The organism is Natronobacterium texcoconense (genome assembly GCF_900104065.1).
Classification (GTDB): domain Archaea; phylum Halobacteriota; class Halobacteria; order Halobacteriales; family Natrialbaceae; genus Natronobacterium; species Natronobacterium texcoconense.
In genome coordinates, this window is the sequence record NZ_FNLC01000002.1 from 775,128 (window position 1) to 796,985 (window position 21,858).

The window sequence follows — 21,858 nt, forward strand, 5'->3', positions numbered from 1 at the left end:
CGAGAGGCGAGAATCACACGACTTCACGAAGAACGACCTCGAGATCCCGCTCTAGCTCCGACGCCTGGAGTATCGTGATCGGCTTGTCGGCTTGATCACCGAGCGAAGCCGTATCGGACTCGAGATCCTGAACGACAAGGAGACCGTTCCACCCCGAGCCAAAGCAGTTCTGGGCATCGGGGTCGCTCTTGTGCTCGAAGACGAATTCCTCGTTGACACGCAGGAACGCGAGATATTCGAGCGTCTCCTTGACTCCCTGTCGTATCGTATCGACGTTCGTGCTGTTTTTCACTTCGGTTATCAGGTACTCGTGGTCGCCGTTCTCGGAGATGATCTCGAGGACGATGATGTCGGGTCGACCGGTGTGGTTTCGAAACTCTCGGCCGAAGTAGTCGCTCGCGATTTCCTGGGCGGTGAGCTGAACCTTCTCGGTTCGCGACAGCTCGTCTTTGTCCTCCTCGGGAACGGCGAGAAAGGACAGATCGCGGTCTCGGGCGGAGTTGTCGTGGTAGAGGACGATCTCCTTGTCGCCTTCGAACCGTGCAACCTCCTGTCGGTCCGTGGCGATCGTCTTGAACTGGGGCTGGGTCTCCCGTAGCTCCTCGAGCGTCGCGACGAACCGGAACAGGACGAACAGTTCGAACAGCGAGTCCGTGTCGTCGGGTGCGATCGCCGTTTCCTCGAGCAGCGTTCGAATCGCGTCGGGTTCGCCTCGGAACAGTTCCTGTCGAGAGCGGAGGAGCGACGCGGCGTTCCGGTAGAGATCGTGTCGCGAGTTCGCGGCAGTCGTGAGCATACGCTCGGTCGGTTCGTACGCTTCCGGATCTCGAATCCGTCGGACGTGAACGTTCCGTTCGACGATTCGCTGCAACTCGTCGATCAGATTCTCGTTGCCGTTCCACGTCTCGCTGACCCACTCGTACTCGCCACGGAGATACTGTTCTGCCTCCTGAATCGTAGTGTGAACGACCGAGATGAGGTGTTTGAGAACGACGTTCTCCGGAATGTCGTAATCCTCGGATCGATTCTCACAGACGAAGATCGAACTATCTCGAGGATAGTCGGAGTATCGTTTCTCGATCGTGTCCTGCCAGTTGATTCGGCCGTCGACGGTTCCGCGTCGAGTTCGTGACCGCGTCCGGGTTTCCGTTCGAACACTGCGGAGCTGTTTCGGCAGTTCCCTGACGAACGAGACGACGTCCTCCTTGAGGATGAAATGGAGATCGAGAAGGAGTTCGTACTCCTCGAACCGCTCGTCTAGCTGCTCGGGCTTGATCGACTTCGCCAGTTCGCGTTCGGGAAAGCTCCCATGCATCGCGTATGCCAGGATGTCCTGGGTGAGCTCCTCGAGCAGTTCGTCTCTATTCATCGGTGAGCGGAACCTGAAGCATCTCTCCTGCTGCTCGCTCGAGTAACGATTCGTCGACGTCCTGAACGGCTGCGATCCGACGAACGATTCGCTTTCGTTTCGGAACCCCCTCCAGCTGCGGGAAGACGTAGCTGATGACGGCCTGAGTGAGATGATACTCGAGTTCCGCTTCTGGGTGATGGGAGACGTATCGGAGAACGTCTTCGATGATCGCCGGTCCGATCGCTCGTTCGTCGATTGCGTGGTTCGTCTCACGCCAGACGCGCCCGACGGCCATCGCCTGTTTCCGACCGACGTCGATGTTCCAGCTATCAGCGTAGTCGAAGACGATGTCCTCCAGTATTTCCTCGTCGGCCTGGCTTTCGGGAAGTCGAGGCGCTGGGACTCTGACGAACGCGAACCGACGCATGAACGCGTAACTCATCTCGTACAGCGAGGTCTTGTCGTACGCGTTCATCGTCGCGAAGATGCGCCACGAGCTCGGGACGTGGTACTGGTGGGCTGCAGGAGCCCCGTTCGATCGCTCGGCCGTCGAGAGTTCGATTTCGTGACCGTTCTCGGTGTAGGGGAGTTGGACTGATTGTCCGGAGAGAAGCGTGAAGAGTTGGCCGAACGCCTTGTCGATGTCGGCTCGGTTGAGTTCGTCGATGACGATCAACTCGTTCGACTGCGTGCCCGTATCGCTGTCCTTGAGCCGATTGAGAACGATACCTGGTTTGAACGAGAGGTTCTCCTGTCCCGTATCGGACTCGCCCGGCATGTATCCGCCCACGGTGTCGAACGTCGACCAGTCCGCGGTCGCAGTCGTCATTTCGAAGTCCGTGTAGAGATGCGGGTGTGTCCGGACCAGATAGTTACAGACCCGCTCTGCGATTTCGGTCTTTCCAGTTCCCGGCGGCCCAGTCAGGAGGACGTGCTTACCTGAACGGAGCGCAGTCGAGATGCTCTCGAGGATCTTTCGCCCCTGGTCGTTTCTGAAGTACAGTCCCTCGAGTATCTCCTCCGGGATCGATCCGTCGAACGTGTCGTAGACGTTGACCGGGGATGCATCGGCCAACTCCGCGGCCATAGCTTCGATCAGCGTTACCGGTCGCTCGCGATCGGGTTCGCCGTCCTCCGTTCGGAACGCTGCAAACGTCGACTGGACCGGAAACTCGGTGCCGGAGACGTCCGTGCAAATCCCGTTTGCCCGTTCGATAGGCAGACAGTTTGCCGTGAGAGCAGCTATCTCGCGGCCGATCACGTCGCGGTCTTTCTCCTCGAGTGAACGGGCGGTGTCGATCTCTTCTACCGAGCCACACCAGAACACCCGATCGAAACTCGCAACGAGCGGGAACTCCTTTTCGTCCGTGTACTCGTCGCCCCACCACGGCTCGTCCTTTTCGAACTTCTCGCCGAGGATTCCAGCCCCGATCAGCCCGCTCGTCTGGTCGGCAAGATCGGGGTTCGACGGTTCGGCCCGTGAGTGAAAGAGCACGACGTCGCCGGACTCGAGTTGCCTCCAGTTGCTCCGGTCCTCGAACGAGACCGAACTGTACTCGAGTGCCGTGAGCCAGTAGTCCGGCGGTGCCGTGAACTTGTAGACGGTCGATTCCGTTGCTTCGATATGCTTCGTCAGTGGATGATCGACGATCGTCGACTGATCAGGTTCGTCCTCGGTGACGACCGGATACCGTTTTTCACCCTTGATCCGTTCGAGGAACGCCTCGACGGAGGAAAATTCGGAGGAGAAGCTCGATCCGCTTCGATCGAAGTTGATCGCGCTGAAGGTGTCGTTCGGCCAGCCCTTGAACCCGATCGTGTCCCAGAACTCCGCACGGTCGAGTTCGGCCTCGTAGATCGGCTCGAGAAACATTACGTGCGGGAACGATTCGTCGGTGACCTCTCCCCAGCCGACGACCTGCGTGAACGTTTCGGCCGTGTCCTCGTCAAGGACGGTCGCGTGAGCGATTCGGGCCAACGTCGTGTACGATCCGTCTCTACGGCCGTTTCGGTCGGCAAACAGCAAGTAATCGCCCTCGTCGGCTGGCTCGTCTTCCTGATTTCCCCACACACGTAGCGTGTCGTGGTCACCCGGTACGTCACAGATGTTCTCGAGGCACTCCCGTCTCACTCCCTCGAGAACGGTTCGTTCGAAGTTGGTCCGAATCGGCCCGTCGCCAGTCTTCACTGGCACCTGATAGATCGTCGGCTCGCCGTCCTCCGTGAACCACGCTGTCACGTCCTCGTCGGTCATAGCTCCGTGACACCTGCCGATCGTGACTGTTCTGGTTCGTGCTTCTCGAACGAACCTACCGCGGTCTCGAGAGAGTCCCAGCCCGCGATATCCGTCGCGGTAATCTGCTGGAGAGTCATACGGCGATGGATACACTCACATCTTATGAATGTACGGCCCTCGGATACGACGCACCCGACATCACTCACTCGAGACCGAGACAGACGGTTGCAATCGAGTTACGCGTCCTCGAGCCGCTCAACAGTATCCACGACTCCCGCCACGAGATTCTCCGGCGAAAACCCTCGAACCAGCCGCGACTCGAGTCGCTTCCGTGCGGTAATCCGTTTGTGTCTCGCTTCCGTACTTCCGACACCCTTCGGCCGTTCGATCTCCACGATATCGGCAATCGGGTCGACGATGGAGCCGCGGGTGACGTCCTCGTAGACGCGTTCGGTCTCGAGGTCGGCGAGCCAGAGCGTCCACTGGAAGCCGTCCGTCCCGATGGCGGCCAGCACGCCGTCGTCGCCGGCCGCCTCGCGAAACGCTTCGTCGTCGAGGTAGCCAGCGATCGCCTCGGTCGCTGCCCCCGGTGATTCCCGACGTTCGCGGTTGATGGCCGTCACCTCGAGGACACAGGTGAGGCGGTCGTCGACACCCAGCAGTTCGTATTCGGGCCGGGATCGATCGACCGTGGGGTAGTCGGACGGCTCGCGTCGAAGCCGAACCGACGAATCGGCGTCCGAGTAGCCAAGCGCCTCGAGACACGGGTCGACGAGTTCGCGTCGGGTGAACTCTTCGGGCGACTGCTCGAGGACGACGCCGTTGACGCACTCGCCTTCGAGGAGGGTGTGTAGCTGTCCGCCCTCCCGTCGGGCGATGAAGGATTCGACGAACCGCTGGACGACGCCGACGAGCTGGCCGGCGCGACGGTCGTCCTGGCTGTAATCGGTGAGGCTACTCTGGGTCATTGCGGTCGGTGATCGGCCGTTTACAGGTCTCGTAATTCGCCGGCGCGCCTCGAGTCCGATTGGTCGTCGCTCGAGGCCGTCGACGTCCCATCTCGTCTGGGTGTCACCTACGGAAGAGGTTCCTAAAGAAATTCCGACCAGTCGTCTCTCCCTGTTCCGACTCGTACGCTAATTTACTCTCTCGGTGCGAACTCGAGTTCCGAGCAGTCGTACGTGTAGCGTTTGATCCCGTTTTCCTCGCAGTGGCCGGCCAGCGTTCCGGGGCAGACGGCTTCGGCTTCGAAGTCCCCGAGGTAGGCGACGGTCACTTCGTTTCCCTCCGAACGTTCGACCACCACGGCCGTGTTCGGATCGTCGTGGCTGGTCTTGATCACTCGATCCCCCGGAACGTACGGGTTCCGTGCGAACTCGAGGTTTTCGTGGTTGTACGTCCAGCGTTTGATGTCCGTGTCGTCACAGTACGACGCCAGAATCGCCGGATGGTACTCGCGCCAGTCGGCAGGCCCGTCGTCGAGCGAACTCGGGAACGCGACCCGGACCGCCTCGCCGTCCATCTCCTGACCGAAGGCGCTCGTGTTCTTCTCGGGCGGTAACACCTCGATGACGACGCCAACCGACCGATCGTCGTCGCTGGCTTTCACCACTCGATCGCCCGGCTGGAACGGGTTCTCGGGTTTCTGGTTCATGTGGGCGGTGTTCGGTCCGAGTTCGAGTAACTCGTTCATCGGGCGTGCCGCGAGGTGGTCGAGTTTCGCCGGCGACTCGCCCGAGTACTGCGTTTCCGTCTCGACTTTCGACTCGAGCGTCTCGACCCGTTCCCAGCCAAGCATGATGAGACTGTCCTCGTTGTCGCGGTGCCAGACCATCACCACGATGTCGTCGTCGGAATCGCGCTCGACGAGCGTCTCGGGCAGGAACGCCGAAACGTCTCGAGAGGTCTTCACGTCTACCTCGTAGCCGAACACCTCGAAGTCGTGACCGGCGAAACTCTCGGGGTTGCACCGCCGCATCGCTTCCTCGTTTTTCCACTCCCACATCTCGACGGGCAGGTATTCGCGACAGAACTGCTCGAACGCGAGTTCGCCCAGGTTTCCGATTCGTTTGCCGTCCACGTCGTCGGCCCCCTGGATGACGGCCTGGTGGTTTGCGCGTTCGTAGTCTATTTTATCCGGTATGAACCGATACATAAACTGAACATTTTCCAGGAGTGAAATGAATCTTTATTACCACAGCGGCAGCGAGCCCTTAAGGGTGTGCAAGGCGAGTACTGGTACGTGACGAATAATCTCACCCGTCAGCGAGAGCGCGAGAGGTCGGAAACGGAAGAAGACGCGCACCAGTCGGGGGAACGGGTGTGTACGGAATGTGAGACAGATACACTGATCAAAAGTGACGGACGGGGAGAACTCGTCTGTGAGAACTGTGGGCTGATCGTCGAGGAACCAAACGTCGATCGTGGCCCGGAGTGGCGCGCGTTCAACCACTCCGAGCGACAGAGCAAGTCCCGCGTCGGTGCACCGATTACGCAGGCGATGCACGACAAGGGGCTCACCACCCAGATCGACTGGAAGAATGCGGACGCCGCCGGGAACTCGCTGTCCGCCGAAAAGCGAAGTCAGATGAGCCGGCTTCGCAAGTGGCAAGAGCGCATTCGAACGAAAGACGCCGGCGAGCGAAACCTCCAGCAGGCACTCAGCGAGATCGACCGCATGGCGAGCGCACTGGGGGTCCCACGCGCGGTTCGCGAGGTCGCAAGCGTCATTTATCGACGGGCGCTCGACGAGGACCTCATCCGCGGTCGGTCGATCGAGGGCGTCGCAACCGGCTGTCTCTATGCAGCCTGTCGCAAAGAGGGAATCCCACGGAGTCTGGAGGAGGTCGCCGAGGTGTCACGCGTCGAGCGCCAAGAGATCGGCCGCACGTACCGGTACGTCGCCCAGAGCCTCGATCTGGGAATGCGGCCGGTCGACCCCCACGAGTTCGTCCCCCGGTTCTGTTCCGAACTCGAGGTGAGCGAAGAGGTTCACACCAAAGCAAACGAGATCATTACCGTGACCACTGAACAGGGACTGTTATCCGGCAAGTCACCGACGGGGTTCGCTGCTGCGGCGATTTATGCGGCCTCGTTGCTCTGTCACGAGAAGAAGACCCAGCGTGAAGTCGCAGACGTCGCCCAGGTGACGGAGGTCACGATCCGAAACCGGTATCAGGAGCAGATCGAAGCGCTAGGGATTCAGTAGCTGGCCCCACACTAACGAAAGTCGTCCGAGTTCGGAGACGGTCCGAGAGGTTATCCACGTTCAGTTCGTCTAGTACTCGTCGAGCGAAGCGACAGCATCGACTACCGAACACCGCTTCACCACGAGTATCCATGACAAACGACAACCCCGCGGAGAACGCAGCGGACGACCAGCTCGGAACTCTCGATTCGATCCTCGAGACCCACCAGTATCCGACGACGACTGACGACCTGATCGCCGAACACGGAGAGTTCGAGGTTCAGTCCCAGGACGGAGAGACGACTCTTCGGGAGCTACTCGAGCCGATCGACGACGAAACGTACGACTCCGCCGACGAGGTCCAAAACCGGATACTGAGGCTGTTGCATCGATAGCGACGGGTTCGAACTACGTGAGTTCCACTACCAACCGAAGATGCTCCGGTTCCGTGAGAGCATCGAGCGATCCAGGTACAGGTTCTCGAGTCCGACGTCTCGCGCGTGCTGGACGACCGCCTCGTACTCGTCTTCGGTGATCGGCCGGCTGATCTCGTCGTAGAACTCTTCCTCGCGGGCCTTGTAGTAGGGTCGGTACTGGGCCATGATATCGACGAACGTCGCCTCGGAGATCTCTTCGGCGACGAACTCGAGTACCCGTTTCGCGCTCTCGACGTGGTTGGGCATGACCAGATGACGGACGAGCAGACCCTCGGTCGCGAGTCCAGTATCGTCGATCTCGAGGTCGCCGACTTGCCGGTGCATCTCGCGCAACGAATCGGTGACGTTCGACCAGTAGCCGGGTGCTTTCGAGTACTTGGCCGCCGCAGCGTCGTCGCCCCACTTCACGTCGGGCATGTAGATATCGACGATCCCCTCGAGTCGCTCTACGATCTCGGCGCGCTCGTAGCCGCCGCAGTTCCAGACGATCGGCAGGTCGAGCCCCCTATCTCTGGCAATCTTGACGGCCTCGACCAGATGTGGCGAGTGATGCGTCGGCGAGACGAAGTTGATGTTGTGACAGCCGTTCGCCTCGAGTTCCAGCATCATCTCGGCGATTTCGCCGGCCGTCGCGGGGTCGCCCTCGGCTTCGTGGCTGGTCTCGAAATTCTGGCAGAAGACACACTTCATGTTGCAGTTGGCGAGGAAGATAGTCCCGCTGCCGTTGTGCCCCTTCAGGGGCTCTTCCTCGCCGAAGTGTGGGAAGTACGCCGAGACGTAGGCGGTGTCGTCGACCTGGCAGGTGCCGACGTTTCCCGCCGTCCGATCGACGCGACAGTCGTAAGCACAGAGGTCACAGTCGGCGTATCGACTTCGAAGGTCGTCGATTCGCCGCTCGAACTCCTCGTTCTCGAGGTCGTGGTAGTTTGGCGTCGTCGAGTGGCCGGTGCTCATGTCAGGACCTATCGCGATCGGTGGCTAAACGCGTGTTGCAAGGTACCATTCACCACGATAGTTGTGGCCGCAAACGAATCCACAGTCGAAGGAGAGCGTTGAACGGAGACGAACTCACGCGTCTCGAGCGAGTCGCCGCGTGAGGAGATAGCCGAACCCGCCGAGCGCGGCGATTCCGCTCGCGAGACCGAACCCAGGCTTCTCGTCGGCAGGGGTAGACCCGACGCGGATCTGGACGACGTCCTCGTAGGTCTCTCCCGCGTCGTCGGTCGCGGTCAATCGGACGTTGTGGGCACCGCGGTCCTCGAACGTGTGGGTGACGAGGTCGCCGGTCGCCGTCTCGTCGCCGAACTCCCACTCGTACTCGACGAGGTCGCGGTCCCAGACGGCAGACCGGGTCGCGTCGAAGGCGACCTGTTCACCGACACTCGGCTCCCGTGGCTCGTGATCGATGTAGGCACGGAGGTTCGGAACGTTGCCGCCCAGATCCGCCCGGATCTCGTCGACGTCGTCCCCGGCGAGGCTCCGTTCGTGGAACTCGACGAGGTCTGCCCGCGCCGGTCGAGGCGTGTGGCCCACGTCTTCGTAACTCCGGAATACGGCGTCGACGCCGACTTCGTCGTAGACGGCCTTGCAGAACGGGAACCGTTCGCGCTGGATGTCGTGACCGTAGACTGCGAGCGCCGTCTCCCGTAGTTCGTCGTCGGTCCAGGCGTCGTCGAACGGGATCGTGTCGTTGTTGTCGAGTTCACCCATATACCGGAACTGATCGACCTCACGAAACGCCTCGAGGTCGAACGGCTCGCCGGTCACCTCCTCGAGGTTGGCGACGCCGATATGGTACGCCAGTCGGCGTCCTTTTGCCTCCTCGAGCGGGAGAATCGCCATCCCGTTGAGTCCACCGGCTGTGACCGACCGGACCACCTCGGGATGGAGCGCGGCGAATCGATCGACGAAATTCCCTGCCGCGGAGAAGCCGTTCAGCATGATCCCGTCGTCGACGGCGTAGCCACGCTCCTCGAGTCGATTCCGTGCGTCGTCGACCATCGCGAGCAATTGTAGGTCGACCCGCTCGAGGTTGCCGTCGTCGATCGCCATCGTCGTATCGTCCAGCTGGTGGACGTAGTGGTCGCCGCTGACGGGGTTTCGCTGTGGCCGGGGGAACACCGGCACGAGAAACGGACTCGAGAGTGCGTCCGCGATCTCCCGGCCGATACCGTCCTCGACCGTCCGGTCGGCAGCCTCGAGGTGTCGATCGAACTCGTCGGTGGCCGTTCCCGTGTTGGTCGGCTCGACGAGCATCGGTGTCGCTTCCGCATCGGCGAGTCGGGCCGGCGCGTAGAGGTAGTAGGGATAGTCGAACCCAGCGTCCGGATCGGCCTCGACGAGTCGTGTCTCGAGGCCCGCGACCACCTCGAGACTCCCGTCGAACGCGACGGTGGCGGTGTCGCGAGCGAGGCCGTTCCCCGAACTCCGCTGGTAGGCGTCGACGGCGAGTTCGAGTTCCGTCTCCGCCCCGATCGGTTCGGTGAGCGGAATCTCGAGGCCTTCGACGAGCGTCTCCGCCTCGACCTCCGTGCGGCCGAGTTCGCCTCGCGATTCGTGGCGAACGGTGACGACGACGTCGACGTCCGTGACGACCATCGCGACGGTAACCGCGTCGCCCGCGGACTGCTGGTCCCCGAACGTTACCGAGACAGGTTCGTCGCGGTCGCCGGCAGCAACCCCTGTGCCTGCGATCCCGACTGTCGCGCCGATACCTGTCCCGATCGCTCGGATCAGCCCGCGCCGGCCGGGTCCGTCACCCCCACTCGAGTCGGCTACCATTCCCCATCACCGGAAGGGCCGTCGCTACGTCGCATATACTGCTACGTGGTCGGCCAGCCACACATTATCATTGTGGCCGACATTGTACCGAAACGACAGTAACGAAGCGACGCCGTCAGCGAAACGAGCGGAAACCCGTCGCCGGCATCTCGAGTCGCGCCTCAGTAATCGTCAGTCGAACGTGATATTTCGATTCGAAACTACTTTCTCGGTCCTCTCAAAACGAGGGCCGTGGACGAGAATCGCCGTCAGTTCTGGGCCCTCTATCTCACGCGATTCGCGGAAGGGTTCGGGTTCGTCGCGTTGATCACGCTGTTACCGTACTACATCAACGAACTCGATCCGTCGGGGACGACAGTCCTCGGAGTCACGATCAGCGCCGGGTTGATCGTCGGGCTCTACACGTCAGGGTTCACGTTCGTTCAGACGCTCGCTATCGTCCCGCTGTCCTGGGCCGGCGATCGGTTCGACAAGCGAACCGTGTTGCTCGTCGTGCTCGGATTCGGCATGGTCGTCTACGCGCTATTCCCGCTGGTCGACTCGAGCGCCTCGTTCATCGCAGTCCGCGCGCTCCAGGGGATCGTCGTCACCGGTGCCGGCCTGATGACGCTCTCACTGGTCGGCCAGATTGCGACGGGCGGGACGCGAGCGAACTACATCGGAAAAGCAAATGCCGCGAGTTTCGCCGCGTCGATCGTTGGCAGCCTCAGCGCAGGCGTCGTCTACGAGGCATTCGGGTTCGGACCGGTCTTCGCGATCGTCGTCGCCATCATGTTCGTCGCCTGGCTCGGTACCTTCCGGTACCTCGAGCGCGACGTCACCCGCGTCGCGGGCTTTCCGTTCACTGACCTCGCCCTGAACCGCCGAATTCTCACGGTCTCGAGTTTCCGGTTCCAGTACGCGTTCTCCGTTACGCTGGTCCGTACCTGGATCCCGATCTTCGCCGGTGTCGCCGCGGCCGAAGGCGGGCTCGCGTACGGCGGACTCGCGGTCGCGCTCACCGTCGTCGCCGAGAAGTTCACCAACATGTGCTGTCAGCCGTTCACCGGCACGCTCTCGGACCGGTATGGCCGCGCCCTGTTCGTCTTCGCCGGCGGTGCAGCCTACGGGCTGGTCGCGCTCGCCGTCCCGTTCGCGCCGGCGATCGGTGCGGCCCTCGGCGCACCCTCCGAAATCGTCGTCGGCATCCCCGCGATGCTCGCCGGACTCGCCGTTCCGCTCGGTGCGTGGTTCCCCCTCGAAACGATTCCCTCTCAGGTGACGCTGTTCGGCGACGTCTCCCCGGCCTTCCTCCCGCTGGTCGCGCTCTCCGGGCTGCTCGGCGTCGCCGATAGCTTCCGGGAGCCGGCGAGCATGGCACTGTTCGCCGACGAGGGGACCGACGACGGCGGCGTCGCCTCGAGTTTCGGCATCCGGGAACTCGTCTGGCGGCCGGGCAGCGTTATCGCGCCGCTGCTCGGTGGCTGGCTCATGTACGAGGTGAGCATGGCGTCGGTGTTCTACGTCGGCGGTGCGTTCGCGCTGACCGGCGTCGGAACGTTCTTCGCGATTCTCGCGTGGCGACACGGGGCGAGCGCGCTCACGGAGTGGTAACGACTACGTGCCTCGAGTCACGCCTCGTCTTCCGTCTGCTCGAGCCACGCCTCGAGTACGGCCGTCTGGACCGTCCGCAGGTCCGTCTCTTGGATCGTCGCTGCCGCTTCGAACCGCTCCCGGGCGGCGGTTACCGTTCCCGATTCTGCTGCGACGTGTGTGAGCACGAACGCGTCGTGGTCGACGGCATCGGCGGCCGCGAAGTCGGCGTCATCGTACAGCGTCGCGAACTCGACGACGACCGTCGAGACGATCTCGTGGGTCACTTCGGCACCGGGATCGCCTGTCGAAATCGTCGAGTCCGACGGGTCGAAGTACGACTCGAGGTCGAGGACGCCCGCTTCCTCGTGAAGGTACTCGGCGAGACGCTCGTGAACCGGCCGCGAGAGATAGAGGCCGTACACCGTGAACCGATCGGCTGTCATACCTCGTCGTTCGACCGGAGGCCCCTCAAACGTACGGCCCGCTGCGCCGGAGACCAGACAATTCTCACCGGATCAGTCAGCGGTACTAGGCTTTTGTACGTGGTTCGAGAACACGACCCATATGCGAGCTGCCGTACTCGAGGACCACGGCGAACCGCTGTCGATCCAGGACGTCGAGTATCCGGAGCCGGAGCCGGACCAGGTCGTCGTCGAGACCGAGGCCTGTGGCGTCTGTCGCAGCGACTGGCACGCCTGGCAGGGCGACTGGAGCTGGATCGGCGCTGCAGTACAGGAGGGGCAGATCCTCGGCCACGAACCCGCGGGCGTCGTCGCCGAAGTCGGCGAGGACGTCGAGACGCTCCGGGAGGGCGACCGGGTGGCCGTCCCCTTCCACCTCGGCGACGGCACCTGCCCGCACTGTCGCGAGGGGCGAGCCAACAACTGCGAGACAGTCGTTCCGCTCGGACTCACGGGGATCGCGCCCGGCGCGTTCGCGGAGGCGTTCCCGGTCCGACAGGCGGATTTCAACTGCGTGAAACTCCCCGATAGCGTCGACTTCGTCGAGATGGCCGGCCTCGGCTGTCGCTTTATGACCGCCTATCACGCGCTGGCCGACCGCGCCGACCTCCGGCCTGGCGACTACGTCGCCGTCCACGGCTGTGGCGGCGTCGGCCTCTCGGCGATCCACGTCGCCGACGCGGTCGGTGCCCACCCGATCGCGGTCGACGTCCGGGACGACAAACTCGAGCGGGCCCGAGAACTCGGTGCCGTCGAGACAGTCAATGTAACCGACGTCGAGAACCCCGCAAACGAGGTCAAGGCACTGGCGGGCGGCGGCACCGACGTCTCGATCGACGCCCTGGGGATCGAAGAGACCTGCCGGAACTCGATCCGGAGTCTCGGAACTCGCGGGAAACACGTCCAGATCGGCCTCACGACCGGCGAGGAAGCAGGCGAGATCGAACTCCCCGTCGACGCGATGACGATGCAGGAGATCGACTTCCGTGGCTCCTTCGGCATGCCGCTAACCCGGTACGAGGAACTGTTTACCCTGATCGAACAGAGGACGCTCGAGCCCAGCAAGATCGTCGGCGAAGAACTGTCGCTCGAGGACGTTCCGGAGACGCTCGCCTCGATGGACGACTACGAGACGGTCGGGATTCCAGTGATTACGGAGTTCTGAAACCCGGGCGGGGGCGGGAGCCCGCCCTGGCATGAGAGACATGAGCGTACTCGAAGCGGGGGCGAGTCCACTTCCGAGCTCCGGGCACGAACGCACGCAACGGCTGGTCAGCGCGTCGTGATCGGGCCGAGCGCGTACCCGACGGGGCGTTCCATCCCCGCACGTGAATCAATGCAAGCACCCTCCTTTGTTATGGATCGAGTTGTCCGGTCGTAGCCTCCGTACACCCTCGACAGGATCGGTATAATCCAGATATAATCCGATGCTAGACTCGCTGTAGCGGGAGCGACCGTAGCCGCAGCGACCCCCGGAAAGCCGGACCCCCTCCATCGAAACCGTCCGTTCGACAGTCGACCGAGATCGACTCCCGGAGCAACCGCTCGGAGACACGCAGACGGCGCTCGAGACTGGCGGCTGGAACGACGGAGAGACCCCTGCCAGTAACGCCAGCAACTCGTCGCCGGCCGACCGCAAGCCACTTTCACTCGAGCGGTCGCTTCCCCCTCCGAAAGCCGACGATACCCCGCACTCGAGGCGGAGTGAAACCGGTTTGGTGGTCCGTTACCGCGTCGACTTGCATCGAGAGACCGCCACGCAGTCCGGCGGTAATGAGTGATTATTCCGGCTCGAGGACGCATCCGCAGCACCGATATCGTGTGACAGGAGGACACACCGGTTATCCACCGACGGAACCCAGTAATACGGACGTTGTACGGCCTCACCTTTCGGTTACAAGCCGGATAACTACAACCGGTGGAGCCGACCGACCGGGTATGATAACCTGCTCTAACTGCGAGACGCCCCAGTTCTTGCAGATCACCCAGAGCCGCGTCTACTTCGAGGACGGCGAGATGATCAACGAAATTTCGGAGTCCTACGAGTGCACCCTCTGTGGCTCGACCGGTCAGTACGTCTACGACGAGGACCACGACGAGGAGACGATCACCGGCGACGTCGAGTTGACGAAAGAACGCCCGAAGTTCGCCTGACAGCTAGCCCCTGGAACGGGGCGATAGGACACTCGAAGCCGTACCGAACAGGGTTTCTGGAACTGGCCATCAGTATCCGATCGGTCGTCTAATTGCCTGCTCGAGAAGTCTACTCCTCCGTTTCCTGTTCGTCCCGTCCGTTCGCGTTCGGGATCGTGACCCGTTCGCTCGAATCCACGTCCGAAGAAGCGGCGAGTGCTGCCTGCCGGCGACGGGCGTCCCACCGCTGGAACATGCCGTACTCGGTCATCGTCTCCATGCCAGCGATCGCAGCGGTGAGTTTGATCCCGACGAGCGGGACGTCGGCGACCGAGACGATCACGTCCGCCCGGAGGATGGCACCGTCTCTGAGCAGGACGTCGATCACGTCGACGAACGCTTCGTCGTCCTTTCGCGGTCTCATGGATCTCGGGTCGTCGAATTCGGGTCGTTCGTATCCGTCTCACCCAGTTCCGGTGCGAACGTGTACGGCGGCCACGGCCCCGTAAAGCGCACCTCGAGGCCGTCGTTTGCCGCCACGTCGTCGAGGACCGATCCGATCGCCCCCTCGTCGTCCTCGTGGGCAAGCAGCGTGAGTCGACAGAGGGTTTCGCCGTCGTCCTCGACGTCGACCACGTCGTCGTCCAGTGACGCGGTCGGCGACCGCTCGAGGGCGTGGACCTCCCTGGCTTCCGCGGCGAGTCGTTCCTGCAGGTCGGCAGTCAGCGATTCTCGCCGGGCGGCCTGCAGTTCCGCGAGTCGCTGACCGAACTGTTTCTCGAGCAGGAACGCCGTTCCCTCCTCTGAATCGCCGATTTTCTCGTCGAGTTCACGCAGTCGGTCGTCCCGCTCGACCAGCGTCTCCTCGCCGACGGGATCGGTTTCGACGACCTCGACGCGGTACTCCCAGTGACCCTCGAGTCCCGACAGCGCCTGCTCGAGGGTCTCGGATTCCTCGCGAAGCCACTCGCGGACACCGTCGTCGTCGCCACGGAGGATGGTGTCGAACTGGAACGGGATCGGCGTTCCGAAGGTCTCGCCGGCCTCGTCGACGACCGCCTGATGGCGAACGAGCCAGCGCCGGACCTGTGCGAGGTCCGCGGAGTCGTAGATGCCGTCGCAGGCGTGAACGACCGCGCCGATCCCGTCCGCGGTGACGATCGAAACCGGTTCGCCGTCGACACCCGTCGTCTCGAGGGTGGCGTCCTCGTCGGCGCGAACGATACAGTAGAGGTACCGGCCGTCGTCTATCTCCGGCATCGCATCGGGATCCGGTTCGGTCTCGAGGCTCGCGTCGCCGGGGTCGTCGGGACTCACTCTTCTTCACCTCCGAAGACGGAGTAACCGGGTTCGTGGGTCTGTACGGTCCGTGGCTCGTCGTGGAGCTGCTGGATCGCATCGTTGACCAGTCCGTCCAGGTCGCCACGCAGGTCCTCGACGCCGTCTTCGATTCCTTCGTCTTGTTTGAGCCGTTCGATCTCGGCCTCGATCGTCGCGAGCTGACTCCCGAGGCGTTCGATCTCTTCGTCCTCGAGGTTGCCCGACTCCATGCGTCGGACCGCCTCGCGTTCCAGTGCATCGATGAGGATCTCGACGACGGTGATGACGAGCGTCATCAGACCCTGCCGTGCGTCCTCACCGTCGCCGACGTCGATTTTCGTCACGTCAGTTCTCCTCCGTTTGCGCGGCCGCCTCCTCGTCGTGCTGTTCGTCTTCAGCGTCGTCCTCTTCGACTTCGTTCGAGCCGTCCGCCTCGTCTTCGTCGTCGCTGATCAGGTCGAATCCGCCGCTCGTGGGCTGTTCCGGGTCGGGACGAGCACCGAGTCGCTCGCTTCCGCGGTCCGGCGTCGTGAAGGTGCTGTCGCCCCCGTCGCCGCCGTCCGTGCTGCTCGCTTCGACCTCCTCGGTTTCCTCGTCCTCGAGTCGTTCCCCGTCGACGTAGCGTTCGTCGGGCGTCACGTTGACCCCTCGCGTCGCATCGATCACGGGGTTGGGCCGGTCCATCTCCGCCAGTTCGGGCTCGCCGACTGCCTCGGCGACCCGGCGCATGTCGGTTCCTTCGGGGAACTCGAGGCCGTACTTCGCCGCGGTCTCGAAGGAGGCGATAGCGGCCCGGACCTGGACGCCGAGTAGCTGGGTGTCGCCGATCGAGACGGCGATGTCGGCGTTGATGACGATCCCCTTGTCCAGCAGCATCTCGACGACCTCGGCGAGGTCGGTCTTCTGACGGCTCGGCTGGAAGTCGTTAGGCACGGGGATCACCTCCCAGGGTCGTTGTGTTCGTCTGGCTCACCTCGGATCGTCGTCGGATCGTGTGCTGTCGTAGATCAGTCATCCTCACTCCTCCGTTTCTCCCGTTCGCGTTCGAACCGCTGGCCGTAGATGCGCTTCCGACTGGGCGCCGTCGAAAGGTGGACGTCCTGTGGCACCGTCGAGTGTTTGACGCCGCTGCCGACGGCCGACCGTTCTGTCGGCATCGTCGACGCCGCCGTCGGATTCCGCGAACTCGGACTCGTATCCCGGCGTCGCATCCGCTCGCGATTGTACTCGACGAGTCGCTCGAACTTCTCGTGAGTCTCGAGCAACGCCCACCGGAACGCGTCGATCCCCTTCATCGCCTGCTGCTGGATCGCGACCTGGTAGGCCTCCGGATCCTCCATGACGTCGATGTCGCCGAGCGCCTCGACTGGATCCGCGTCCTCGAGCATGTCGCCTTCGCCGCCGAGCATCCCCTCGTCGTCGCCGAGCAGCCCCTCCTCGTCGTCGGCTACCGACGCGGCGGCCTCCTCGATCATACTCGCGTCCTCGCCCTCGTCGGCGACGCTCTCGACGGCGTCCTCGAGTTCGCGTTTCTCCTCCCAGATCGAGGCCATATCCGTTGCGTCCCAGGCGTTCAGGAGGTCGATCGCCCGGAACAGTTGTGTGAAGTCGACGACGTCGCCGATACCAGTCTCCTCGTCGCCCAGCGCGTCGGGAATCTCTCCCATCTCGATTGCCGACAGCAGTTCGTCGGCGTCGACGGCGTCGGGCAGGTCGGCGATGTCCATCGTCTCGATCAGTTCCTCGGCCTCCGTCGCAACTGTCGTGAGCGTCTCGAGGTCGCCACCGACGGACTCGAGCGTCTCCGCCTCGAGGTCCGCGACGTCGTCGACGCCGCCGAGGTGTTCTTCGACGTTCTCGAGGGCGTCTTCCGCCTGCTCGAGCAACTCGTCGAAACTCTCCTCGCTCTCACTGCTCATCGTCGCCCTCCGTGGTCGAGTCGTCGCTCGAGTCCGGTTCGATCACGACGGTGAGCACGCCGTTCTTGATCGCAGCCTCGGCGTTCATGTCGGGCCAGGGAACCTCGACCCGGTCGAGTTCACGGCCGGAGACGGCGACGACGAGCGTCGAGTCGTCGAACCCGACGGTGACGTCGTCGGCTTCGGTCCCGGAAACGTCGGCCGTGACGAGCAGTTCGTCCTCGTACTGGCGAGTCGTCAAGTGACTCGACTGGGACGGATGTGACGACCGACGGCGGCGGGTTCTGGGTCTGCCGCGACCGGGATCTGGACCACTGGATCGACCGGCGAACTCCTCCGAAAACGGGTCTCCCTCGAACCGCGAGTCGCCGTTCAGGACGTCCTCACCGGACCGAATCGAGATGTCGTAGTCGAGGACGGTCCGATCGGACGTCCGCCGGCCGGAGGCCGATCCTCGCTGCTCGAGGGTCTCGAGTGCCGACAGCAGGCTCGAGAGCCAGTCGGTACCGTCACCGTCGGCCGCGTCCGACTGCTCGCCGTCGGTCGCGTCCGCGTCGTCTCCTGGCGCTTCGCCGACTCGGTCGTGGGGGTCGTCACTGGCTTCTTCGTGGTCGTCGGGCGATTCACCGTTACCGACCCGTTCGTGGTCGTCGGGCGATTCACCGTCATCGTCGCCGTTCTGCCTGGAATCGTCGTCAGTCACGTTTTCACCTCCACACGGCCGCTCGAGAGCCGCTCGTGGACGTCGCGGGCGACCTCGAGTTCCGCCTCGAGTTCCTCCTTGCGCTCGCGGTACTCCTCTTCGGACCGTTCGCCGAGTTCGTACAGCAACTGGTTCTCCTTGAGTTCGTCCTCGAGGGCGTCGATGTCGTACATATCGTTGAGCGCAACCGTGTGTAACGCGTCGACGATGCCGACGAACGGCCGGAACAGGAGGTCGTCGAGGATGAACATCGTTACTGTTGGGCCCCGATCGTGACGTCGACGAAGCTGTACGGTGCGAACGGACCCGTATACCGGAAGATCAGGTCGTCGTACTGTTCCTCGAGGTCCGCCACGGCTTCGTCGAACTGCTCCCGGTCGTCGCGATCGACGAGATACGACCGATTCATCACGAGCCGATCGCTGAACAGGTCGTTCGGGACCGACTGCGCGGCGATCGGCTCGAGTTCGCCGGCGACGCCTTCCTCTATCGCATCGGTATCGACGTCGGCGTCCTCCTCGCGGACGACCTTGAGGCCGAGTTCGATCCGACCTTCGATGTCGTTCATCGCGCGTCTGAACGCCGGACGAGCACCGCGAAGGACGTTCTTCAGCGTCCGGTCGCTCTCGAAAGCCATTCCGAACTGCATCGGGACGATCGCGGTCCCGCCGTCCTGGTTCATGATCTCCCTGAGGACGTCGTCGTGTCGCTGTGCGTCCTCGTCGGTCTCTTCGGGGTCGGTCGTGTCGATGTCCGAGACGACGGCACCGAGGCGCCGGTGAGAGATCGTATAGACCTGCTCCGCACCGGCGACGGCGTCGGTCTCGAACTCGATCGTTTCGCCGTCGACGATCCCGTAGACGTAGCGGTTGTTCATCGATCGATCACGCTCCAGCGACGGCGTACCGTCGCGTTCGAACTCGTGGGACTGTCATGGTAATTCAGCCTCGAGTCGTCGGCTGTCCGCCACTCGGGACGGCTCACCCGGAGGTACTCGAGAACTCGTCACGCGAGATTCGATACCGCGACGCGTTACCGTGGTGCTTGCAGTCGCAGTCTTACGGGCTCGAAGCGCGCACTGACTCGTAGATGCCGCCGCCGATCGAACCGAACAGGACCGCGAGCCAGCCGGAGAAGACGACCGCGAACAGACCGATCAGGACGGTGAGCTGGCCGGCCTCGACCAGCGACGGCTGGAGCGGGCCTCCGTCTACTACCAGTGCGGCGCTCACGACGAGAAAGACGACTGCAAGCGAGCCGAGGTAGGTCAACAACGCGGTGACCGCGCCCGCGAACGCCCCCGTGCCCGAGCCGTCGACGGGGAGAAGCGACCAGACGAGCGTCGCCGCGAGGAAGGCGACGGGGACGACGATCGGCAAGGCGACCACTGCACTCATCGTCCAGAAGACGTGACCGACGCCGAACGGCGACCCGAGCCAGTGCAGGACGGCCATTCCGAGGGCGAACACGAGGGCGACAACCAGTGCGGCGCTCGCTCCGGCGTAGCCCGCCCCGAGGCGCGTTCGGTCCGCACCCGGCAACCGTCCGGGACCGTACCGTTTGCACGTCCGCTCGAGCGTCTCGAGTCGATTTGCGAGGACCATACTGTCAGTTCGACGGCCAGGGATTACTGTCTTATGTACGGTATCACACACCTTCGGCGGCTGGATCACTGCCACGCTGCTGCCAGACGGGGCGACGGCCCTAACCCGCCGTCAACCCCCTCCTGCTCCCGTTCCAGCCGGCTTGCAGTCGCAGCGCCAGCCGTGTTACGAGCACGCCGTGAACGCCTGGATGTCTATGGCACAACCACAACGAAGACCAGACTCCTCGAGTCTCGCAGAAGTGCTCGACCGGATCCTCGACAAGGGCGTCGTCATCGACGTCTGGGCGCGGGTATCGGTCGTCGGGATCGAACTGCTGACGATCGAGGCACGCGTCGTCGTCGCCTCCGTCGACACCTTCCTGCACTACGCGGAGGAGATCGCAAAAATTGAGCAAGCCACCGCAGAGGGCGATCTCGAGGAACTCGAAGAGCTCGAGGTCGAGCCACGACCCGAATCGTCGCCACAGTCCGCAAGCGAATAGATGGCAGACGACGCCTCGCGCAAGCGCAAGGTCCGTGGCCGCAAGATCAGGAGCGACCAGTCCCGCAAGGAGAGTCGCAAGGCGAAGAAGGAACTCGCACGGAAAGCAAACGGGAGCGAACGAACCGGCGATAGTCCCCTGTCCGACCCCGAAGAAGTCACTCCCGAGCCGTTCGTCGAAACCGACGCCGTCAGGTCGCTGCGGGGACGGATTACGGGCTGGCTCGAGGCCAACCAGCCGGTCCACCTGATCGGGCCGACGGGCTGTGGGAAGACCGCGCTCGCGCTCTCGGCCGCGGCCGAACGCGGCCGACCGGTCGTCTGGCTCAACGGCGACGACGCAGTCGACACTGCGGCGCTCGTCGGCGACCACGCCGGCGGAGAACGCTACAAGGAGGACGACCGGTTCGTCGGCGGCGTCACCAAACAGACCGAGATCGTCCGCGAACGATGGGTCGACAACCCCCTCTCGGTCGCGGTGCGCGAGGGTGCGACGCTCGTCTACAACGAGTTCTCGCGTAGCGATCCCGCCGCACACAACGTCTTGCTGTCGGTCTTCGAGGAAGGCGTCCTCGAGCGACCGGGCAAGCGCGGCGAGGATCGGACGATCGACGTCCACCCCGAGTTTCGGGCGATCCTCACGTCGAACGACGTCGAGTACGCCGGCGTCCACAGACAGCAGGACGCGTTGCTCGACCGGTTCGTCGGCGTCCAGGTCGACTACTACGACGAGGAGACCGAGCGGGAGATCGTCAGGGCACACGTCGACCTGCCCGACGAGCGGGTCGAGGCGATCGTCGACGCGACGCGTGCGTTGCGTGACGACCTCGAGATCGTCGTCGGGACGCGGGCGGCGATCACGGCCGCGAAGGGGCTGTCGGTCTTCGACGGGCAGGGCAACGGCGAGTTCAACGACGAGTTGCTGACGAAGGTCTTCACCGACGTCCTCGCGCCGAAGATCGCAGGCGAGGGGGCGGACGACGTGGACGACCTGCGGACGGAGATCGGCGAGGCGATCTGACGCAGCGAGACACGAACGAACACACCAGGTCCGGACCAATGGCCGAAGCCGAAACTCAATCGAAAGAGCAGTGCAAGGCGCTCACCGAGGACGGAGAGCGCTGCTCGCGTCCGGCCGGGGACGACGGCTTCTGCTATCAACACGACGAGAGTGATCAAACCGTGAGCGACAGTCAAACCGCAGAACAGGAAGAACAGGAACAGAGCGAGGAAGAGACCCGGAGTCGCGACCTCGGCGCTGACATGACCGCCGAGGAGAAGACCGATCCGGAGTCGGTCGATGCGGACATCGACGTCGAACACGAGGAAATCGAGGGCGTTCTGGGGGTTCGACAGACAGTCCAGGCGAGCGCCGGCGACCTCATCGGCCGGGAGTTCGACGCCGTCAGCGAGATTGCACCGACCGACGACGGCTGGCGGGCCATCGTCGAGGTCGTCGAACGGCGGGCGGTCCCCGACACCCAGGACATCATCGGCCGCTACGAGATCGAACTCGACGAGAACGCGACCGTCCACGGCTACCGACGACTCGATCGGTACCGCCGTGGCGACACCGCGGCGTTCGAGTGACGAAACAGTCGATCCGTCGCTCGCGACGCTCTCGTTCGTAGCGGTTCGTGTCTCCAGCGTCGTGACTCGAGGCGTCCC

At 63.3% G+C, this 21,858-nt stretch carries 25 protein-coding genes; 8 read left to right on the forward strand and 17 right to left on the reverse strand.

Going from position 1 to position 21,858, the window contains the following annotated elements:
• Positions 1-13: 13 nt before the first annotated feature.
• From BLR35_RS11160 to BLR35_RS11175, 5 genes are all read right to left on the reverse strand, one after another.
• The gene (locus tag BLR35_RS11160) at positions 14-1,369 is read right to left on the reverse strand and encodes a hypothetical protein (protein ID WP_090381718.1); all 1,356 of its coding nucleotides are present in this window, start codon (positions 1,367-1,369) and stop codon (positions 14-16) included.
• A complete protein-coding gene (locus BLR35_RS11165) occupies positions 1,362-3,605 on the reverse strand; it encodes an AAA family ATPase (RefSeq protein WP_090381721.1) in 2,244 nt (747 codons plus the stop codon). Before BLR35_RS11165 ends, BLR35_RS11160 begins: the two co-directional genes overlap by 8 nt.
• On the reverse strand, positions 3,602-3,724 hold the full coding sequence (locus BLR35_RS21125) for a hypothetical protein (RefSeq protein WP_280139364.1): 123 nt from the start codon (positions 3,722-3,724) through the stop codon (positions 3,602-3,604). The genes BLR35_RS11165 and BLR35_RS21125 overlap by 4 nt, the downstream gene beginning before the upstream one ends.
• A gap of 99 nt (positions 3,725-3,823) precedes the next feature.
• Positions 3,824-4,555 (reverse strand): hypothetical protein, encoded by a 732-nt coding sequence (locus BLR35_RS11170; RefSeq protein WP_090381723.1) that lies wholly within the window; start codon positions 4,553-4,555, stop codon positions 3,824-3,826.
• Positions 4,556-4,728: 173 nt separating this feature from the next.
• A complete protein-coding gene (locus BLR35_RS11175) occupies positions 4,729-5,742 on the reverse strand; it encodes a DUF7961 domain-containing protein (RefSeq protein ID WP_090381727.1) in 1,014 nt (337 codons plus the stop codon).
• Between the two features lie 87 nt (positions 5,743-5,829).
• Here BLR35_RS11175 and BLR35_RS11180 point away from each other — a divergent pair, with 87 nt between their 5' ends.
• Both BLR35_RS11180 and BLR35_RS11185 read left to right on the forward strand, forming a co-directional pair.
• Entirely contained in the window at positions 5,830-6,795 is a 966-nt protein-coding gene (locus BLR35_RS11180; protein WP_090382941.1) for a transcription initiation factor IIB, read from the forward strand.
• Between the two features lie 131 nt (positions 6,796-6,926).
• Positions 6,927-7,169 carry a DUF5789 family protein gene (locus BLR35_RS11185; RefSeq protein WP_090381729.1) on the forward strand — a complete coding sequence of 81 codons (243 nt, stop codon included), beginning with the start codon at positions 6,927-6,929 and terminating at the stop codon, positions 7,167-7,169.
• A gap of 27 nt (positions 7,170-7,196) precedes the next feature.
• Here BLR35_RS11185 and BLR35_RS11190 read toward each other — a convergent pair whose 3' ends face one another.
• Together BLR35_RS11190 and BLR35_RS11195 are read right to left on the reverse strand one after the other, a co-directional pair.
• The gene (locus BLR35_RS11190) at positions 7,197-8,165 is read right to left on the reverse strand and encodes a radical SAM protein (protein WP_090381731.1); all 969 of its coding nucleotides are present in this window, start codon (positions 8,163-8,165) and stop codon (positions 7,197-7,199) included.
• Between the two features lie 114 nt (positions 8,166-8,279).
• Positions 8,280-9,992 carry a PKD domain-containing protein gene (locus tag BLR35_RS11195; protein WP_090381734.1) on the reverse strand — a complete coding sequence of 571 codons (1,713 nt, stop codon included), beginning with the start codon at positions 9,990-9,992 and terminating at the stop codon, positions 8,280-8,282.
• Positions 9,993-10,223: 231 nt separating this feature from the next.
• Here BLR35_RS11195 and BLR35_RS11200 point away from each other — a divergent pair, with 231 nt between their 5' ends.
• Positions 10,224-11,585, forward strand: coding sequence for an MFS transporter (locus BLR35_RS11200; protein WP_090381736.1), 1,362 nt, complete (start codon positions 10,224-10,226; stop codon positions 11,583-11,585).
• Between the two features lie 17 nt (positions 11,586-11,602).
• On the opposite strand, the gene BLR35_RS11205 is transcribed toward BLR35_RS11200, so the two are convergent.
• Complete coding sequence (locus BLR35_RS11205) at positions 11,603-12,010, reverse strand: hypothetical protein (protein WP_090381739.1); 408 nt, start codon at positions 12,008-12,010, stop codon at positions 11,603-11,605.
• 121 nt (positions 12,011-12,131) lie between these two features.
• Between BLR35_RS11205 and BLR35_RS11210 the strand changes: the two genes are divergently transcribed.
• Together BLR35_RS11210 and BLR35_RS11215 are read left to right on the forward strand one after the other, a co-directional pair.
• A complete protein-coding gene (locus BLR35_RS11210) occupies positions 12,132-13,193 on the forward strand; it encodes a zinc-dependent alcohol dehydrogenase family protein (RefSeq protein ID WP_090381741.1) in 1,062 nt (353 codons plus the stop codon).
• 773 nt (positions 13,194-13,966) lie between these two features.
• Positions 13,967-14,182, forward strand: coding sequence for a hypothetical protein (locus tag BLR35_RS11215; RefSeq protein WP_090381744.1), 216 nt, complete (start codon positions 13,967-13,969; stop codon positions 14,180-14,182).
• Between the two features lie 109 nt (positions 14,183-14,291).
• Here the strand turns inward: BLR35_RS11215 and gvpM are convergent, their stop codons facing one another.
• The 9 genes from gvpM to BLR35_RS11260 all read right to left on the reverse strand — a co-directional run bounded on the left by gvpM (position 14,292) and on the right by BLR35_RS11260 (position 19,707).
• Positions 14,292-14,585 carry a gas vesicle protein GvpM gene (gene gvpM, locus BLR35_RS11220; protein WP_090381746.1) on the reverse strand — a complete coding sequence of 98 codons (294 nt, stop codon included), beginning with the start codon at positions 14,583-14,585 and terminating at the stop codon, positions 14,292-14,294.
• Positions 14,582-15,478, reverse strand: coding sequence for a gas vesicle protein GvpL (gene gvpL, locus BLR35_RS11225; protein ID WP_090381749.1), 897 nt, complete (start codon positions 15,476-15,478; stop codon positions 14,582-14,584). The genes gvpM and gvpL overlap by 4 nt, the downstream gene beginning before the upstream one ends.
• Complete coding sequence (locus tag BLR35_RS11230) at positions 15,475-15,825, reverse strand: gas vesicle protein K (RefSeq protein ID WP_090381751.1); 351 nt, start codon at positions 15,823-15,825, stop codon at positions 15,475-15,477. The genes gvpL and BLR35_RS11230 overlap by 4 nt, the downstream gene beginning before the upstream one ends.
• A 1-nt stretch (position 15,826) precedes the next feature.
• Entirely contained in the window at positions 15,827-16,414 is a 588-nt protein-coding gene (gene gvpJ / locus BLR35_RS11235) for a gas vesicle protein GvpJ (protein WP_090382942.1), read from the reverse strand.
• A 74-nt stretch (positions 16,415-16,488) separates the two neighbouring features.
• Positions 16,489-17,400: a hypothetical protein gene (locus BLR35_RS11240; RefSeq protein WP_090381753.1), complete on the reverse strand. Its 912-nt coding sequence runs from the start codon at positions 17,398-17,400 to the stop codon at positions 16,489-16,491.
• Entirely contained in the window at positions 17,390-18,103 is a 714-nt protein-coding gene (locus BLR35_RS11245; protein ID WP_244510230.1) for an Hsp20/alpha crystallin family protein, read from the reverse strand. Before BLR35_RS11245 ends, BLR35_RS11240 begins: the two co-directional genes overlap by 11 nt.
• Positions 18,100-18,354: a gas vesicle protein GvpF gene (gvpF, locus tag BLR35_RS11250; RefSeq protein ID WP_090381756.1), complete on the reverse strand. Its 255-nt coding sequence runs from the start codon at positions 18,352-18,354 to the stop codon at positions 18,100-18,102. Before gvpF ends, BLR35_RS11245 begins: the two co-directional genes overlap by 4 nt.
• A gap of 2 nt (positions 18,355-18,356) precedes the next feature.
• Positions 18,357-18,980 (reverse strand): GvpL/GvpF family gas vesicle protein, encoded by a 624-nt coding sequence (locus BLR35_RS11255; protein ID WP_090381758.1) that lies wholly within the window; start codon positions 18,978-18,980, stop codon positions 18,357-18,359.
• 181 nt (positions 18,981-19,161) lie between these two features.
• The gene (locus BLR35_RS11260) at positions 19,162-19,707 is read right to left on the reverse strand and encodes a hypothetical protein (RefSeq protein WP_090381761.1); all 546 of its coding nucleotides are present in this window, start codon (positions 19,705-19,707) and stop codon (positions 19,162-19,164) included.
• Positions 19,708-19,903: 196 nt separating this feature from the next.
• On the opposite strand from BLR35_RS11260, the gene gvpA reads away from it, so the two are divergent.
• From gvpA to gvpO, 3 genes are read left to right on the forward strand one after another with little or no spacing between them, the layout of a single operon-like run.
• A complete protein-coding gene (gvpA, locus tag BLR35_RS11265; protein WP_090381763.1) occupies positions 19,904-20,191 on the forward strand; it encodes a gas vesicle protein GvpA in 288 nt (95 codons plus the stop codon).
• Positions 20,192-21,211, forward strand: a complete 1,020-nt coding sequence (gene gvpN, locus BLR35_RS11270; protein ID WP_090381767.1) for a gas vesicle protein GvpN — start codon at positions 20,192-20,194, stop codon at positions 21,209-21,211.
• A gap of 38 nt (positions 21,212-21,249) precedes the next feature.
• Positions 21,250-21,780, forward strand: coding sequence for a gas vesicle protein GvpO, halophile-type (gene gvpO / locus BLR35_RS21130; RefSeq protein ID WP_090381770.1), 531 nt, complete (start codon positions 21,250-21,252; stop codon positions 21,778-21,780).
• Positions 21,781-21,858: the final 78 nt, after the last annotated feature.

Excerpts from the sequence above, each read along its gene's own strand:
- BLR35_RS11190 (WP_090381731.1), bottom strand. The coding sequence starts at position 8,165 with ATGAGCACCGGCCACTCGACGACGCCAAACTACCACGACCTCGAGAAC.
- gvpM (WP_090381746.1), bottom strand. The coding sequence starts at position 14,585 with ATGAGACCGCGAAAGGACGACGAAGCGTTCGTCGACGTGATCGACGTC.
- BLR35_RS11170 (WP_090381723.1), bottom strand. The coding sequence starts at position 4,555 with ATGACCCAGAGTAGCCTCACCGATTACAGCCAGGACGACCGTCGCGCC.
- BLR35_RS11185 (WP_090381729.1), top strand. The coding sequence starts at position 6,927 with ATGACAAACGACAACCCCGCGGAGAACGCAGCGGACGACCAGCTCGGA.
- BLR35_RS11160 (WP_090381718.1), bottom strand. The coding sequence starts at position 1,369 with ATGAATAGAGACGAACTGCTCGAGGAGCTCACCCAGGACATCCTGGCA.
- BLR35_RS11240 (WP_090381753.1), bottom strand. The coding sequence starts at position 17,400 with ATGAGCAGTGAGAGCGAGGAGAGTTTCGACGAGTTGCTCGAGCAGGCG.
- gvpA (WP_090381763.1), top strand. The coding sequence starts at position 19,904 with ATGGCACAACCACAACGAAGACCAGACTCCTCGAGTCTCGCAGAAGTG.
- BLR35_RS21125 (WP_280139364.1), bottom strand. The coding sequence starts at position 3,724 with ATGACTCTCCAGCAGATTACCGCGACGGATATCGCGGGCTGGGACTCT.
- BLR35_RS11210 (WP_090381741.1), top strand. The coding sequence starts at position 12,132 with ATGCGAGCTGCCGTACTCGAGGACCACGGCGAACCGCTGTCGATCCAG.
- BLR35_RS11255 (WP_090381758.1), bottom strand. The coding sequence starts at position 18,980 with ATGAACAACCGCTACGTCTACGGGATCGTCGACGGCGAAACGATCGAG.
- BLR35_RS11260 (WP_090381761.1), bottom strand. The coding sequence starts at position 19,707 with ATGGTCCTCGCAAATCGACTCGAGACGCTCGAGCGGACGTGCAAACGG.
- gvpN (WP_090381767.1), top strand. The coding sequence starts at position 20,192 with ATGGCAGACGACGCCTCGCGCAAGCGCAAGGTCCGTGGCCGCAAGATC.
- BLR35_RS11165 (WP_090381721.1), bottom strand. The coding sequence starts at position 3,605 with ATGACCGACGAGGACGTGACAGCGTGGTTCACGGAGGACGGCGAGCCG.
- BLR35_RS11205 (WP_090381739.1), bottom strand. The coding sequence starts at position 12,010 with ATGACAGCCGATCGGTTCACGGTGTACGGCCTCTATCTCTCGCGGCCG.
- BLR35_RS11195 (WP_090381734.1), bottom strand. The coding sequence starts at position 9,992 with ATGGTAGCCGACTCGAGTGGGGGTGACGGACCCGGCCGGCGCGGGCTG.
- BLR35_RS11175 (WP_090381727.1), bottom strand. The coding sequence starts at position 5,742 with ATGTATCGGTTCATACCGGATAAAATAGACTACGAACGCGCAAACCAC.
- gvpF (WP_090381756.1), bottom strand. The coding sequence starts at position 18,354 with ATGTTCATCCTCGACGACCTCCTGTTCCGGCCGTTCGTCGGCATCGTC.
- BLR35_RS11215 (WP_090381744.1), top strand. The coding sequence starts at position 13,967 with ATGATAACCTGCTCTAACTGCGAGACGCCCCAGTTCTTGCAGATCACC.
- gvpO (WP_090381770.1), top strand. The coding sequence starts at position 21,250 with ATGGCCGAAGCCGAAACTCAATCGAAAGAGCAGTGCAAGGCGCTCACC.